The organism is Cellulomonas sp. McL0606 (assembly GCF_058248365.1).
In genome coordinates this window covers 1242214-1256523 of sequence record NZ_CM177779.1, presented here as the reverse complement: position 1 = coordinate 1256523, position 14310 = coordinate 1242214, and the positions used below count along the sequence as shown (strand labels likewise).

Below are 14310 nucleotides of genomic sequence, written 5' to 3'. Positions count from 1 at the left end.
GGCCGATGTCAGACCCCGGGTCGAACATGTGTTCGTGCCCGAGAGACGATCGACCATCCTGCACGCGGACCTCGACGCGTTCTACGCCTCCGTCGAGCAGCGCGACGACCCGCGCCTGCGCGGCCGCCCCGTGGCGGTCGGCGGCGGCGTCGTGCTCGCGGCCTCCTACGAGGCCAAGCGCCAGGGCGTGCGCACGGCGATGGGCGGGCGCCAGGCACGCGCGCTGTGCCCCGGACTCATCATCGTCCGGCCACGGTTCGACGCCTACGTCGAGGCGAGCAAGGCGGTGTTCGAGCTCTTCCGCCGCACGACGCCCCAGGTCCAGGGAGTGTCCATCGACGAGGCGTTCCTCGACGTGGCCGGCCTGCACCGCATCGACGTGCCGCCGCTCCAGATCGGCGCGCGGCTGCGGGACTGGGTGCGCGACGAGGTCGGTCTGCCCATCACGGTCGGCGTGGCCCGGACGCCCTTCCTGGCCAAGGTCGCCAGCCGCGTGGCCAAGCCGGACGGGCTGCTGCTGGTGCCCCCCGACGCCGAGGAGGCGTTCCTGCACCCGCTCCCGCTCGAACAGCTGTGGGGCGTCGGCGAGATCACGGCCGCCAAGCTGCACGCGTACGGGCTGTGGACTGCGGGCGACGTCGCCGCGCTCCCCCAGTCGGTGCTCACCGGCACCCTCGGCCCGGCGGCCGGGCGGCACCTCTACGCCGTCGTGCACGGTCAGACGCCCGCGACGGTGATCACGGGCCGGCCGCGCGGGTCGATCGGTGCGCAGCGGGCCATCGGGCACGGTCCGCACGAGGACGAGTTCGTCCGTGCCGCGCTGCTGGGCCTGGTGGACCGGGTCTGCCGGCGGATGCGCACCGGTCACCGCACCGCCCGCACGGTCGTGCTGCGCCTCCGGTTCGAGGACTACACGAAGGCGACCCGGTCACGGTCGATGCCGCAGGCCACGGCGTCGGGAGAGCAGATCGCCGCGGCCGCGTTGCACCTGCTGGACTCGGCCGCCCCGCTCATCCGGTCGCGCGGCATCACGTTGGTCGGGATCGCGCTGACCGGCCTCGAGTCCGACGAGTTCTACCAGATGGTGCTCCCCCTGGACGGACCCGACCACAGCGGTCTGGACGCCGCGCTGGACGGGGTCTCGGCGCGCTTCGGCACGGCGGCTCTGCGGCGCGCGAGCCTGCTGCGAACCGGCGACGGGTTCGCCGCGCCGCAGCCCCCGACTGATTGCCCGAAGGAATCGGCACGGCCGCGCCGCTGTTATGACATAACGAGAACGATTCCGAAGAAGAGGTGGCAATGTCGACGAGGAAGGGCCGGGTCGAGTTCGAGGACGACAACGGTCGGATGGTGCGCTACGACCGGCACGCGAACGGGGGCGGGCTGGTCTCGCCGGACGCGCGCGCGAGCGCCGAGGCCCAGATCGCACGGACCGCGTACGTCGAGGCCGGCGCGACGGTGGGCGACCGCACGCGGATCGGTGCTTGGAGCTGGATCGACCGGGACGTCGCGGTCGGGTCGGACGTCGTGATCGGAACGCACGTCCACGTGGGGCGCGGCTCCCGCGTCGGCAGCCGCGCCCGGATCGGCAGCCGCGCGCGGCTCGGTGCCGGTGTCGTCGTCGAGATCGGCGCCCACATCGAGGAGGACCAGATCGTCGACGACCACGCGGTGGTCCCGGGCCGTCGCCGCACCCGCCGCGGCGACCAGGGCCTTGCGGCATAAAGCAGGGGCGCGCCGTGAGCCCCTCCCGCACTGGACACGCGTGACGTGCGGCGCGGCGCTGCCACACCGCAGCGCCGCGCCGCCCCGTCAACGCACCCGTGCGCTGCGCAGCCAGAGGATCGACGCCGCGATCTCCCCCAGCCCGACAGCGAGGAACACCCACTGCACCGGGGACGTCCACCCGATCAACGGCAGCTGCACGAGCACCCACCCCGTGAGGACGGCTCCCGCGCCGAGGCCCACGAGGCCTGCCTTCGGGTGCCGCCGGAGTCCGAGCGCCAGCGCCACGGTCTGGGGAAGACCGACGCCGACCCCGAGTGCACACGCGGGCAGCACGGCCCCGACGGACACCTCGAGGGATCCGGCCAGCTGTTCGACGAGGGGGTCGAACGCTCCCGACAGGAATCCCTGGACCCCGACGAGCACGCCGACGGTGGTCAGTCCCGTGAGCCCGACCAGCCACAGACGCGACGCCGCATACCGATCGGCGCCACCGTCCGTGCTGTGCTCGAGACCCGCAAGACTCACCCCTCGAGCGTGCTGCGCGGGGCCGTGGCCGACCAGGGCCCAACGTCCCCGTGCGGGGCAAGTTCACCCCGCCGGGTCGGTCCCGATGCGGGATCCTGGGCGGGTCGCTCGCCGAGGAGAGGCGCCAGGATGGACGGGCTGGTCAGCCGCGCGTACGAGTGCCGCACCCCCGCCGGCGCGGCGCGCGTCTGGTCGGCGCTGACCGACCCCGAGCAGACCTCGACCTACCTGTACGGGATGCACCTCGTCTCGTCGTGGACCGAGCAGGCCACGATCGAGGCGGCGCACCCGCTCGGGCACACCTTGCGCGGGCAGGTGCTGTGCTGCCGGCCGCCGGAGCGCCTGTCCTACGTGCTGCAGGGCGTCGCCGACGACCCGCCCGTCTACCTCACGTGGCTGGTCACGCCCGGAACCGGCGGCTGCGCCGTCCGCCTCGAGGTCGACGAGCTCGGGGGTGACGACGACGACGCCGACGACGTCTGGCGGCTCGTCCTCGCCCGGCTGGTCGAGCCGCTCGCCCCGGCATGACGCGCGAAGCCGCCGACCGGTCAGACGGTCGGCGGCTCCGGCGTGCGGTCGGACGGTCAGTGCGCGAGCACCGGTGCGTCGTCGTCGGAGGACGCGTCGGACGCCGACACCGTGGCCGGCGCGGCCTGCGCTGCGGCCTCGAGCCGGGCGCTCCGGTCGGCACGCGTCCGGAACAGGCTCGCCGTCACGATCGCGCCGAGGACGAAGATGCCGGCGGACCAGGAGTACGCCACCGAGAACGAGTGGATCGCGCCGGCGGCCACGACGTCCGGGGTGGCGGGCAGGTGGTCGCTGACGTAGGCCGCCGCGGCGGTCGCCGCGATGGTGTTCAGCACGGCGGTGCCGATGGCGCCGCCGACCTGCTGGCTCGTCGAGACCATGGCCGAGGCCGCACCGGCCGACGAGCGCGGGACGCCGAGCGTGGCGGCCTGGAACGACGGCGGCATGATCGAGCCCATCCCGATGCCCATGAGGATCAGGCCGATCAGGACGTGCCAGTACGGGCTGCCCGCCACGAGCGTCGTGAAGACGAGCATCGCGCTCGCGCCGAGCGCCATGCCGATCGGCACCACGACCTTGGGCCCGAACCGCGGCACCAGGAGGTTGTTCTGGACCTGTGCGGTGATGACGATGAACACGATCATCGGCAGGAACGCGGTGCCGGTCTGGACCGGCGAGTACCCGAGCGTCAGCTGCAGGTAGTAGGTGAGGAAGAGGAAGACGCCGAACATGCCCGAACCGGCGACGAGGATCGCGAGGAACGAGGCGCCGCGGTCGCGGTCCTGCACGATGGACAGCGGCAGGAGCGGGAACTCGGAGGTGCGCTGGCGGAGCACGAAGCCGACCAGCAGGACCACGCTGGCGGCCAGCGAACCCCAGACCTCGGGCGACGACCAGCCCTTGGGCTCGGCCTGTGAGAACCCGAAGACGAGCAGGAACAGGCCGCCCGAGGCGAGCAGGATGCTGGACAGGTCGAGCTGGTTGTGGTGCCGGACGACGACCTTGGACAGCAGCATGGTGCCTGCGACGAACGCGATCGCCGCGATGATGACGTTGACGTAGAGGTTCCAGCGCCAGTTGAAGTTCTCGGTCAGGTAGCCGCCGAGCATCAGGCCGATGGCGCCGCCCATGCCGGCGATCGCGCCGAACACACCGAAGGCGCGAGCGCGCTCCTTGGGGAGCGTGAAGGTCGTCGTCAGGACGGACAGGGCCGCGGGCGCGAGGACCGCCGCGAAGGCGCCCTGCAGGGCGCGGGCGCCGACGAGCATGCTGAAGCTCTGAGACGCGCCACCGAGGGCGGACGCCAGGGCGAAGCCGACGAGGCCGATGAGGAACATGCGGCGGCGACCGAACATGTCGGCCAGCCGGCCGCCGAGCAGCAGGAGGCTGCCGAAGGCGAGGGCGTACGCGGTGACCACCCACTGGCGGTCGTTGTCGCTGAACCCGAGGTCGGCCTGGGCCGAGGGCATGGCGATGTTCACGATGGTCGCGTCGAGCACGACCATGAGCTGAGCGAGGGCGACGGTGGCGAGCACCCACCAGCGGTGCTTGCTCTCCTGTGCGACTACTGGGGTGACGGACATGGCGAAGCCTCCTGGGACGTCGTGGTCGGTGAGAAGACTGTAATACAGAACTCGCCAGTTCCGGAACCCCTGAGTATCGTTACATATGTCATGATGGTCCCGACGACGTGATCTCCGACGAAAGAGGTGCAGTGGACACGACGGTGGCTCGCCGCCCCGGCCGACGACGCGACGAGTCGAAGGACGACGCGATCCTCGATGCAGCCCGCGAGCTGCTGGTCGAGCGCGGCTTCGACGGGATGACGATGGACGCCGTCGCCGACCGTGCGGGCGCCGGCAAGGCCACCGTCTACCGCCGCTGGCCGTCCAAGGTCCTGCTCACGGTCGACGCGATCGTCTGCGGCGGGAACTTCCCGATGAGCGCGCAGGACGTGGTCGACACCGGGTCGTTGCGCGGCGACCTGCAGTCCGTCCGCCTGGGGCGCCCGGCCGCCAACAAGCCGAGCTGATGTACGGGCTGATGCCCGCCGTGCGGGAGAACCCCGAGCTGGCCAGCGTCTTCCACGAGCACTTCGTGGCCTCGCGCGTGCGCCTCATGCACGAGCCCTCGAGCGCGCGCGGCTGCGCGGCGAGCTGCGCGACGACATCGATCTCGAGTTCGTCGCGGCCGTCGCGCCGGCGATGATCTCCTACCGCAAGATCGTGGCCGGTCTCCCGGTCGACGACGCCTTCGTGGCGCGGGTGATCGACTCAGTGATCCTGCCGCTCGCCCTGCGCCCGGTGCACCAGGACGCCGCACCCGACCACCAGGGCTGACCCGACCGCGACGAAGGGCCACGGGCTCCAGGCGTCCAGGCAGCTCGTCGTGCCGGCGGAGACCGTGCAGACCGACCCCGGTCCACCACGGTTCAGCCAGGCGATCCCCAGCGGCGCGGCCGCCAGCCCGCCCACGAGCCCGATAGCGGACCGGTTGCGCAGCCGGGGCGTCGACGACCCGATCGCGGCGAGCACGAGCGCAGCGCCGAGCAGCAGGATCCCGATCGTCAGCAGCCCGGCGATACCGAGCCCCACCAGCGCGCCGACCAGGACCCACCACGCGACCCGTCGCCCCATGCCCCGACCGTAGCGCCCACGCGTCTTTGCCCGCAGGATGGGTGCATCACACCCGACGCGGGGAGCCGACATGACCACGCAGGACGAACGCCTCAAGCGCAAGCAGGACTTCCGCCGCCTGATCAAGCTGATCACGCTCGCCCTGACCGTCACCGCCGTGGTCAAGGAGATACGTACGCCGCCGGAGCAGCGCACCTGGAACGGCGTCGTCGTCGGCTTCGTGCCCTACGACCTGCGGTTCCCGACCCTCTCGCGCGTCCGGGAGCGGATGTGGAACCCCTCGAGCTCGCGACTGATCAACCCGCGGGTGTTCGGCATCGGCTGGACGCTGAACGTCGGCCGCGTGGTCGAGCTGGTGAAGGGACGGATCGTCGGCTGATCAGTCGCTCGTCAGCGCGACGCCGGCCTCGCTCGTCTGCACCAGGAACGTGAACGACTCCTGGAAGTAGAGCTGGACGCTCGCCGCGTCGTGCGAGAGGTACCCGATGGACAGGTCCTGCCCGAGGTGCAGCTCGTAGTCGCCGCCGCGGGTCGAGAGCAGGAACGCCCCGTCGATCGCGGGCGCCCAGATGATGTCGTCGACGACGCGCGCCAGGTGCTCCCGGATCGGGTAGCCGTGGTCGGAGGTCTCCGTGACGGCCGTGTAGAGGTCGGCCGACAGCAGCAGGGCGATCGGGCCGTCGACCCCCGCCAGCCGCAGCTCGGCGAGCGCCTGCGTGACCGCGGTCGGATAGTCGCGAACCTCCGCCGGAAGCGGTACCGGCGCGTTCGAGATGCTCGCGCGGACCCCGTCGATCCCGGCCGCGGCGAACCCCTCGAAGATCGCGCGGTCCTCGGCGAAGGCGATCTGCTTGGCCGCGTCCTTGACCGGCCGCCACTCGGGGTCCTTGCGGCCACGCTCCACGTCGTCGACCGACTGCCGGTCGACGGTGAACGGCACGCGCAGCTCGACCAGCGGCTGCGCGAGCCGCACCTGCGCGCGCACACCGTCGGCGGGCGGCGCGACCGGCGTGACCTTGCCCGTGCCGACGGCGGCGAGGGACTCCCCCGCCGGGCCGATCAGGTCGACGACGCGTCGGCCGGCCACATGCCGCGTGAACGTGCGGCGGGCCTCCGCCTCGAGGTCCTCCCACGCGGCGTCGGAGATCGGCGCAAGGTCACGGTGCAGGTTGTTCATGACGACGTGCTCCTTCGAAGACTGCCGATCCCCAGCGAGGAGTCGGGCGCTGCTGCGGCCTCGGGCGGTACGGGCCCGTCGTCGAGGAACTCGACGGTCGGGACGAAGAAGAGGTTGCCGGTGACCGCCGTCGAGAAGTCCAGGATGCGGTCGTAGTTGCCCGGCGGCTTGCCGACGAACATGTTGGTGAGCATCTGCTCGATCACGTCGGGATGGTTCGCGTACCCGATGAAGTACGTGCCGAACTCCCCCTCGCCCACCCGGCCGAACGGCATGTTGTCGCGCACGATCTGGCGCTCGGTGCCGTCGGCGGCCTCGATCGTGGTGAGCGCGACGTGCGAGTTGGACGGTTTGATGTCGTCGGGAAGCTCGATGTCGTTCAGCTTGGTGCGGCCGATGACGTGCTCCTGGACCTCGACCGGCAGCGCGTTCCAGGTGTCCAGGTCGTGCAGGTACTTCTGCACGACCACGTAGCCTCCCGCCGGCGTAGGCCGGGTCCTCGTCGCCGATCGTGACCGCGGCGAGCGCCGCCGCGCCCGTCGGGTTCTCCGTGCCGTCGACGAAGCCCATCAGGTCGCGCTCGTCGAAGAACTTGAAGCCGTGCACCTCGTCGACCACCACCGCGGCGCCGCGCAGACGGTCGACCAGGTGCGTGGCCAGCTCGAAGCACAGGTCCATCCGCGTGGCCCGGATGTGGAACATGAGGTCCCCGGGGCTGGCGACCGCGCGGTGCTTGTCGCCGTGCACCTCCTGGAACGGGTGCAGCCCGGCGGGGCGCGGGGCGCCGACGAACAGCCGCTCCCACGCACGCGAGCCGATGCCGGTCACCACCGCGAGGCCCCCGGCCGGCTCCCGGAACCCGACGGATCGCTGCAGCCCGGTCACGTCGGTCAGGAGGTCACGGACCTGCTGCTCGCCGCCGGGCGCGATGCTGGCCACGAGAAAGATCGCGTTGCTGGTCAGCGGCGTGAGCACGGGCTGGGAGGTCACGCGTCGTCCCTTCGTCCAGCGTTCATGGCCACGTCGTCAGGATAGGTCGCGGAGGCCCGGGTCCGACCCTAGTGTCGAATGACCGACCCGATGGGAGCGCAGTCATGGGCACGATCACGACGACCGACGGCACGGAGATCTTCTACAAGGACTGGGGCTCTGGTCAGCCGATCGTCTTCAGTCACGGCTGGCCGCTGTCGAGCGACGACTGGGACACCCAGATGCTGTTCTTCCTCGGCCACGGCTACCGCGTCGTCGCCGCCGACCGCCGAGGTCACGGCCGGTCCACCCAGACCGGCGACGGCCACGACATGGACCACTACGCCGACGACCTGGCCGCGGTCGTCGAGCATCTCGACCTGCACGACGCGGTCCACGTCGGGCACTCGACCGGCGGCGGGGAGGTCGTCCACTACATCGCCCGTCACGGCGAGAGCCGGGTGGCCAAGGCCGTCCTGATCAGCGCCGTCCCCCCGATCATGGTCCAGACGGAGGCCAACCCGGGCGGCCTGCCGAAGGCGGTCTTCGACGGCCTGCAGGAGCAGGTGGCCACCAACCGCTCCGCCTTCTACCGTGACCTGCCCTCGGGCCCGTTCTACGGCTTCAACCGGGACGGCGTGGAGCCCGTGGAGGCGATCATCGCCAACTGGTGGCGCCAGGGGATGATGGGCGGCGCCAAGGCGCACTACGACGGGATCGTCGCGTTCTCGCAGACCGACTTCACGGACGACCTGCGGGCCATCACCGTGCCCACGCTGGTGATGCACGGCGACGACGACCAGATCGTGCCGTACGCCGACTCCGGCCCCCTCTCGGCGGCGCTCCTGCAGAACGGCACGCTCAAGACGTACGCCGGGTTCCCGCACGGGATGCCGACCACGCAGGCCGCGACCATCAACGCCGACCTGCTGGAGTTCATCCGGTCCTGATCCCACGCTCCGACGCTGCGACGCCTGGGGGCGGCGCGATCGGCGTGTGGGCCGGCGTGGCTAGAGTGCCGGACGTGACGGGTCTGCGGGTGCATGTGGCCGAGCGCACCGACGTGCTCGTCGAGGCCCTGGCCGGCGTGCTCGCCGCGGCACCGGCCGATCCGTTCACGCCGGACGTCGTCGCGGTGCCCACCCGCGGCGTGGAGCGCTGGGTCGCGCAGCGGCTCTCGCACCGTCTCGGCACGCTGTCGGGAGACGGCATCTGCGCGAACGTGCTCTTCCCCTCGCCGGCCCGGTTGGTCGCCGACGCCCTCGGGTCCGCCGCCGACGACCCGTGGAGCCCCGAGCGGCTGCCCTGGCACGTCCTGGACTCGATCGACGCGCACCTGGACGACGACTGGCTGGTCACCGTCCGGCGGTACCTCGGCGACGCGTCCGACGAGGTCCGTCGCAGCCGCCGGTTCCGGCTGGCCCACCGGCTCGCCCGGCTGTTCGGCTCCTACGACACGCAACGGCCGGCCATGCTGCGGGACTGGGCCCTGGGTCGCGACGAGGACGGCCTCGGCGTGGCGCTGCCCGACGACCTCGGCTGGCAGGCGGGTGTGTGGCGGCGGGTGCGCGAGGCGGTCGGCGTGCCGGCCCCGGCCGAGCGGCTCGACGACGTCGTGGACCGGTTGCGTGCGGACCCGTCGGGCGTCGACCTGCCCGCGCGCGTCTCGGTGTTCGGGGCGACGGCCCTGCCCGACGGTCACCTCCGGGTGCTGGACGCGCTCGCGGCGCACCGCGAGGTCCACCTGTGGCTGCCGCAGCCCTCGCTCGCGCTCTGGGATCGCCTGCGGCCGGTGGGACCGCGTCGGTCGTCGCTGATCACCCCCGCGCACCACCCGATGCTCGCGTCCATGGCGGGCGACGCGGTCGAGCTCGGGACTCGGCTGCTGGCGCTGCGGCCGCAGGTCACGGTCGTCGCCTCGAGGGCGCGGCCGGACACCGTGCTCGGCGCGCTCCAGCGCCGGATCGCCGACGACCGCACGGACGGCCCGCGCGAGCAGCGGGACGACCGCAGCGTCCAGGTGCATGCCTGCCACGGCCGCTCGCGCCAGGTCGAGGTGCTGCGCGAGGTGGTCGTCGGGCTGCTGGCGGACGACCCGACCCTCGAACCGCGGGACGTCATCGTGATGTGCCCCGACGTCGAGGCGTTCGCACCGCTCGTCGAGGCGGCGTTCGGGCCCGCCGCCGGCACCGACGACGACGCCCCGGAGCATCCGGGCCGAACGCTGCGCGTCCGGATCGCCGACCGGGCACCCGCGCGCGCGAACCCCGTCCTGGCCGTCGTCGCCACGCTGCTCGAGCTCGCCGACTCGCGGGTGGGCGCGTCCGCGGTGGTCGACCTCGCGGGTCAGGCGCCCGTGCGCCGGAGGTTCGGGTTCGACGCCGAGGCGCTCGACCGGATCCGGAGCTGGGCGATCGAGTCGGGCGTCCACTGGGGCGAGGACGTGTCCCGCCGCGAGCGCTACCAGCTCGGCTCCCTCCCGCAGGGCACCTGGGCGACCGCCCTCGACCGGCTCCTGCTCGGGGTCGCGATGGCCGAGGAGGACCAGCGGTTCGTCGGCACCGTGCTCCCCGTCGACGACGTGGGCTCCACCGACGTCGACCTGGTCGGGCGGCTCGCGGAAGTCGTCGACCGGCTGAGCGGCACCCTGGCCGGCCTCGCCGGCGCGCACCCCGCGGGCCACTGGTTCGACACGTTGGACCGCGCCGTGGTCCTGCTCACCGACGTGTCGGCGACCGACCGCTGGCAGCGGGTGGAGGCGGCCCGTGCGCTCACCCGGGCGCGGGTGGCCGCCGGCGACTCCGTGCTGCGGCTGCCCGACGTCGTCGCGCTGCTGGAACCGCAAGCCGTCGGCCGGCCCACCCGGTCCGGTTTCCGCACCGGGGCGCTGACCGTCTGCTCGCTCGCCCCGATGCGTGCCGTCCCGCACCGGGTGGTGGCGCTGCTCGGCATGGACGACGGCGCCTTTCCCCGCGGATCGGGTCGCGACGGCGACGACATCCTGGCGCGCGACCCGCTGGTCGGTGAGCGGGACGCCCGACAGGAGGACCGCCAGCTTCTTCCTCGACGCGGTCACCAGCGCTCAGGAGCACCTGGTGGTCGTGTACTCGGGGGCCGACGAGCGCACCGGCGCGGCGCGTCCGCCGGCCGTGCCGGTCGGTGAGTTCCTGGACGCGCTCGACGCCGCCGTCGCGGGCGATGCCCGGTCCCGCGTGGTGCGCCACCCGTTGCAGACCGTCGACGAGCGCAACTTCGTCGCCGGTGCGCTCGGGCGGCCCGAGGCGTTCAGCTTCGACGTCCTGGACCTCACGGCCGCCAGGGCGGGGCGCGGTGCTCGGGACGCAGCGCGGCCCTTCGTCGCGACCACCCTCGCCCCGCCCACCGGCGACACGATCGACCTGGACGGCCTCGCGGCCACGCTCGAGCACCCGGTGCGCGCGTTCGTGCGCACCCGGCTCGGTGCGAGCCTGCCCGGCGACGAGGCCCAGCTCGACGACCGCCTGCCGCTCGCGCTCGACGGGCTGGAGCGGTGGCCCATCGGGGACCGGTTGCTGCAGGCCGTGCTCGGCGGTGTGCCGCTGGCCGACGCGGCGGCCGCCGAGCGACGTCGGGGCCACATGCCCCCCGCCATGCTCGGCGGGGCGGTCCTGCAAGCGATCCAGGCGCAGGTCGAGCCGCTGCTCGCGGCGTCGGCTCCCTACCTCGTCGAGCCCGCCACGAGCGTGGACGTCACGGTGCCGCTGCCCGACGGCCGGGTGGTGACGGGCACGGTGAACGGGCTGCGCGCCGACGTCCTGGTCCGCACGGTGTTCTCGCGCCTCGCACCCAAGCACCGTCTGCGGGCATGGGTGCAGCTGCTCGCGCTGGCGGCGGCGTTCCCCGACCGGACCTGCACCGCGGCGACGATCGGCCGCGGCCAGGGGATCACGTCGCGCGTCGCGATGCTCAAAGCGCCGCCACCGGACGAGGCGGTTGCCATGCTCGCCGGCCTGGTGGCCCTGCGCGACCAGGCACTCAGCCGGCCGCTGCCCCTGCCGTTGGGCACCAGCTACGTGTACGCCCACCAGCGGGTCGGGCGGGCCGACGAGCAGGACGCGCTCGAGGCAGCCCGCACGGAGCTGGGCACGGCCGCGGACGCGGTCGCCGGGCGCGGCGGGTTCGAGTCCGTCGACCCCTACCTCCTGCTCGCGTTCGGCGACCCGTTCACGTTCGACCGGCTCCCCGCCGGCGAGTTCGGCGCGCTGTCCGTGGCGCTCTGGGCGGACCTCGTCGCGCACGAGGAGGTGGCCTTCGCATGAGCGACCCCGGCGTGCTGGCCCCGTTCGACGTCTGCGGTCCGCTCCCCCAGGGCACCGTGGTGCTCGAGGCCAGCGCGGGCACCGGCAAGACCACGACGATCGCCTCGCTCGCGGTGCGCTACGTGGCCGAGGGCGTCGCCCGCCTGCCCGAGCTGCTGCTGGTCACGTTCGGCAGGCTGGCCACCTCGGAGCTGCGCGAGCGCGTCCGCGACCGCCTGGTCGAGGTCGAGCGCGCGCTGCGGACGGGCGACCTGCCGGACGACGACCCGGTCATCGCGCTGCTGGCCCGGGCCGACCGGGTCGCACGCGCCGCCCGACTCACGGTCGCGCTCGCCGAGTTCGACGCCGCGACCATCACGACGACGCACGGCTTCTGCCAGCAGATGCTCGCGTCGCTGGGCACCATCGGCGACGTCGAGCCGGACGCGCGGCTGGTGCCGGACATCGCCGACCTGGAGGCGGAGGTCGTCGACGACCTCTACCTGCGCAAGTACAAGGACGCCGCGGAGCCGGCCCTGTCCGTCACGGATGCGCGGGCGATCGCGCACGAGGCGATCAGCGACTCGGCGGCGACCCTCGAACCCGCGGACGCGGCACCGGGCTCTCGCGCCCGGGACGCCTACGGTCTCGCGGTCGCCGCGCGCGCCGAGCTGCTCCGGCGCAAGCGTGCGCAGCACGTGCTCGACTACGACGACCTGCTGGTCCTGCTGCGCGACGCCCTGACCGAGAACCCCGTCGCGGCCGAGCGGGTCCGGTCCCGGTACCGCGTCGTCATGGTCGACGAGTTCCAGGACACGGACCCGGTGCAGTGGGACATCCTGCGCACCGCGTTCCACCAGCACCGCACGCTGGTGCTGATCGGGGACCCGAAGCAGGCGATCTACCGGTTCCGCGGCGCCGACGTGGCCACCTATCTGCGCGCCCGGGCCGACGCGGCCACCCAGACGCTGCACCGGAACTGGCGTGCCGACCCGGCCGTGCTGGACGGGCTGGCACGGATCCTGTCTGGCACGTCGCTCGGCGACCCGCGCATCACGGTCCGCCCGATCGAGCCGGCGCGCACCGGCCGGCGGCTGCGCGGCGGCCCAGCGGTGCGCGTCCGGCAGGTCACGCGTGCCGCCCTCAAGGCACCCGACGACGCGAAGACCCCACCGGTGGCCCGCGTCCGCCACCTCGTGCACGCCGACGTCGCGGCCCAGGTCCTGCGCACGCTCCGCGACGAGCAGATCGCCGACGGCGACGGCTGGCGTCCCGTCCAGCCCGGCGACGTGGCCGTCCTGACGCGCGTCAACGCCCACGCCGTCGCGGTGCAGCGCGCGCTCACGGCGGCGGGGGTGCCGGCGGTGATCTCGATGCTGTCCAGCGTCTTCGACACCCCTTCGGCACGCGACTGGCTCATCCTGCTCTCCGCGCTGGCCCGCCCCGGGGTGCCGGGGTTCGTCTCGGCGGCGGCGCTCACCCCGTTCGTCGGCTGGACGGCGACGGAGCTCGCCGAAGCCTCCGACGAGCAGCGCGACCAGCTCACCGCGCGACTGCGGGCGTGGTCGCGCGTGCTCGATGACCACGGCGTGGCCTCCCTGCTGGAGGCCACCGCCGCAACGGGTCTGCGCGAACGGCTCGTACGGGTTGCCGACGGCGAGCGCCGGCTCACGGACGTCCGGCACGTCGGCGAGGCCCTGCACGTCGCGGCCACCCAGGACGGTCTCGGCCCGGCGGCGCTGCTCGAGTGGTTGCGCGGCCGGGTCGAGGAGGCGGGCAGCGACTACACCGAGGAGCGCAGCCGGCGCCTGGAGACCGACGCCGCGGCCGTGCAGGTCATCACGATCCACGCGAGCAAGGGTCTGCAGTTCCCCGTGGTGCTCGTCCCCTACCTGTGGGACCAGTTCGTGCCGGACGCCCCGTCGACCGTCGGGTACGACCGCGACGACCGGCGCTACCTGCACCTCGGCGGCAAGGGCAGCCCGGGGTACGACGAGGCGGCGAGGGCCGGGGCGTCGGCCGACGCCGGCGAGGGTCTGCGGCTGGCCTACGTCGCCCTGACCCGTGCGACCAGCCAGGTGGTCGCGTGGTGGGCGCCGTCGCGGAACTCCGTGCGCGCGCCGCTGACCCGGCTCCTTCTCGGCGGTCGGGACGCCGCCGGCAGGCCAGACGAGCTGGTCCGGTCGACCACGGACGCCAAGACGACCGCCGCCCTGAGCGCACTGGCCGGCGACGCGTTCGAGGCGAGCTGGTCACGTCGGCGCCCGAGCCCTGCCGTGGTCACCGCCCACGCCGCCCGAGAGCGACCTGCGCGTCGCGCACCTCGATCGCCGGCCCGACGTCGTGTGGCGCCGCACCTCCTACTCGGCGCTCACCGCCGCCGCGCACGACGAGCGGCGCGTCGGGTCGGAGCCCGAGGCGCCCGGCGTCGAGGACGAGCCGGACCTCGCGGTCGCTGCGGTCGACGCGT

Annotated in this window: 13 protein-coding genes and 3 pseudogenes; 10 read left to right on the top strand and 6 right to left on the bottom strand. The window is 73.3% G+C overall.

The window, feature by feature from the left end; translation table 11 throughout:
• Positions 1-34: 34 nt before the first annotated feature.
• Positions 35-1531, top strand: a complete 1497-nt coding sequence (gene dinB / locus AC38ZX_RS06320) for a DNA polymerase IV (protein WP_491296736.1) — start codon at positions 35-37, stop codon at positions 1529-1531.
• Complete coding sequence (locus tag AC38ZX_RS06315) at positions 1528-1725, top strand: hypothetical protein (RefSeq protein ID WP_491296735.1); 198 nt, start codon at positions 1528-1530, stop codon at positions 1723-1725. Before dinB ends, AC38ZX_RS06315 begins: the two co-directional genes overlap by 4 nt.
• Before the next feature lie 87 nt (positions 1726-1812).
• On the opposite strand, the gene AC38ZX_RS06310 is transcribed toward AC38ZX_RS06315, so the two are convergent.
• Positions 1813-2253, bottom strand: a complete 441-nt coding sequence (locus AC38ZX_RS06310; protein WP_491296734.1) for a hypothetical protein — start codon at positions 2251-2253, stop codon at positions 1813-1815.
• A 129-nt stretch (positions 2254-2382) separates the two neighbouring features.
• Between AC38ZX_RS06310 and AC38ZX_RS06305 the strand changes: the two genes are divergently transcribed.
• Positions 2383-2781, top strand: coding sequence for an SRPBCC domain-containing protein (locus AC38ZX_RS06305; protein WP_491296733.1), 399 nt, complete (start codon positions 2383-2385; stop codon positions 2779-2781).
• 56 nt (positions 2782-2837) lie between these two features.
• On the opposite strand, the gene AC38ZX_RS06300 is transcribed toward AC38ZX_RS06305, so the two are convergent.
• Entirely contained in the window at positions 2838-4364 is a 1527-nt protein-coding gene (locus AC38ZX_RS06300; protein WP_491296732.1) for an MFS transporter, read from the bottom strand.
• 131 nt (positions 4365-4495) lie between these two features.
• On the opposite strand from AC38ZX_RS06300, the gene AC38ZX_RS06295 reads away from it, so the two are divergent.
• Together AC38ZX_RS06295 and AC38ZX_RS06290 are read left to right on the top strand one after the other, a co-directional pair.
• On the top strand, positions 4496-4813 hold the full coding sequence (locus tag AC38ZX_RS06295) for a helix-turn-helix domain-containing protein (RefSeq protein ID WP_491296731.1): 318 nt from the start codon (positions 4496-4498) through the stop codon (positions 4811-4813).
• An 82-nt stretch (positions 4814-4895) separates the two neighbouring features.
• Positions 4896-5120: pseudogene (locus tag AC38ZX_RS06290) on the top strand (TetR-like C-terminal domain-containing protein); the annotation flags it as partial.
• Here AC38ZX_RS06290 and AC38ZX_RS06285 read toward each other — a convergent pair.
• On the bottom strand, positions 5055-5417 hold the full coding sequence (locus AC38ZX_RS06285) for a hypothetical protein (RefSeq protein ID WP_491296730.1): 363 nt from the start codon (positions 5415-5417) through the stop codon (positions 5055-5057). The pseudogene AC38ZX_RS06290 and the gene AC38ZX_RS06285 sit on opposite strands and share 66 nt — an antisense overlap.
• 70 nt (positions 5418-5487) lie before the next feature.
• Here AC38ZX_RS06285 and AC38ZX_RS06280 point away from each other — a divergent pair, with 70 nt between their 5' ends.
• A complete protein-coding gene (locus AC38ZX_RS06280) occupies positions 5488-5796 on the top strand; it encodes a DUF5808 domain-containing protein (RefSeq protein ID WP_426595004.1) in 309 nt (102 codons plus the stop codon).
• On the opposite strand, the gene AC38ZX_RS06275 is transcribed toward AC38ZX_RS06280, so the two are convergent.
• From AC38ZX_RS06275 to AC38ZX_RS06265, 3 genes and pseudogenes are all read right to left on the bottom strand, one after another.
• A complete protein-coding gene (locus AC38ZX_RS06275; RefSeq protein ID WP_491297321.1) occupies positions 5797-6594 on the bottom strand; it encodes a family 1 encapsulin nanocompartment shell protein in 798 nt (265 codons plus the stop codon).
• On the bottom strand, positions 6591-7064 hold the full coding sequence (locus tag AC38ZX_RS06270) for a Dyp-type peroxidase (RefSeq protein WP_491297320.1): 474 nt from the start codon (positions 7062-7064) through the stop codon (positions 6591-6593). Before AC38ZX_RS06270 ends, AC38ZX_RS06275 begins: the two co-directional genes overlap by 4 nt.
• A gap of 64 nt (positions 7065-7128) precedes the next feature.
• Positions 7129-7533: pseudogene (locus AC38ZX_RS06265) on the bottom strand (Dyp-type peroxidase); the annotation flags it as partial.
• Between the two features lie 155 nt (positions 7534-7688).
• Here AC38ZX_RS06265 and AC38ZX_RS06260 point away from each other — a divergent pair.
• The 4 genes and pseudogenes from AC38ZX_RS06260 to AC38ZX_RS06245 form a co-directional block, all read left to right on the top strand.
• The gene (locus AC38ZX_RS06260) at positions 7689-8513 is read left to right on the top strand and encodes an alpha/beta fold hydrolase (protein WP_426595001.1); all 825 of its coding nucleotides are present in this window, start codon (positions 7689-7691) and stop codon (positions 8511-8513) included.
• Positions 8514-8587: 74 nt separating this feature from the next.
• Positions 8588-10726, top strand: a complete 2139-nt coding sequence (locus AC38ZX_RS06255) for an exodeoxyribonuclease V subunit gamma (RefSeq protein ID WP_491296729.1) — start codon at positions 8588-8590, stop codon at positions 10724-10726.
• Positions 10659-11861 (top strand): hypothetical protein, encoded by a 1203-nt coding sequence (locus tag AC38ZX_RS06250; RefSeq protein WP_491296728.1) that lies wholly within the window; start codon positions 10659-10661, stop codon positions 11859-11861. The genes AC38ZX_RS06255 and AC38ZX_RS06250 overlap by 68 nt, the downstream gene beginning before the upstream one ends.
• A pseudogene (locus tag AC38ZX_RS06245) lies at positions 11858-13858 on the top strand (UvrD-helicase domain-containing protein); the annotation flags it as partial. The gene AC38ZX_RS06250 and the pseudogene AC38ZX_RS06245, both read left to right, overlap by 4 nt.
• Positions 13859-14310: the final 452 nt, after the last annotated feature.

What these genes read in the sequence shown, in the direction of transcription:
- AC38ZX_RS06305 (WP_491296733.1), top strand. Translation starts at nt 2,383, where the DNA reads ATGGACGGGCTGGTCAGCCGCGCGTACGAGTGCCGCACCCCCGCCGGC.
- AC38ZX_RS06300 (WP_491296732.1), bottom strand. Translation starts at nt 4,364, where the DNA reads ATGTCCGTCACCCCAGTAGTCGCACAGGAGAGCAAGCACCGCTGGTGG.
- AC38ZX_RS06285 (WP_491296730.1), bottom strand. Translation starts at nt 5,417, where the DNA reads ATGGGGCGACGGGTCGCGTGGTGGGTCCTGGTCGGCGCGCTGGTGGGG.
- AC38ZX_RS06280 (WP_426595004.1), top strand. Translation starts at nt 5,488, where the DNA reads ATGACCACGCAGGACGAACGCCTCAAGCGCAAGCAGGACTTCCGCCGC.
- AC38ZX_RS06275 (WP_491297321.1), bottom strand. Translation starts at nt 6,594, where the DNA reads ATGAACAACCTGCACCGTGACCTTGCGCCGATCTCCGACGCCGCGTGG.
- AC38ZX_RS06260 (WP_426595001.1), top strand. Translation starts at nt 7,689, where the DNA reads ATGGGCACGATCACGACGACCGACGGCACGGAGATCTTCTACAAGGAC.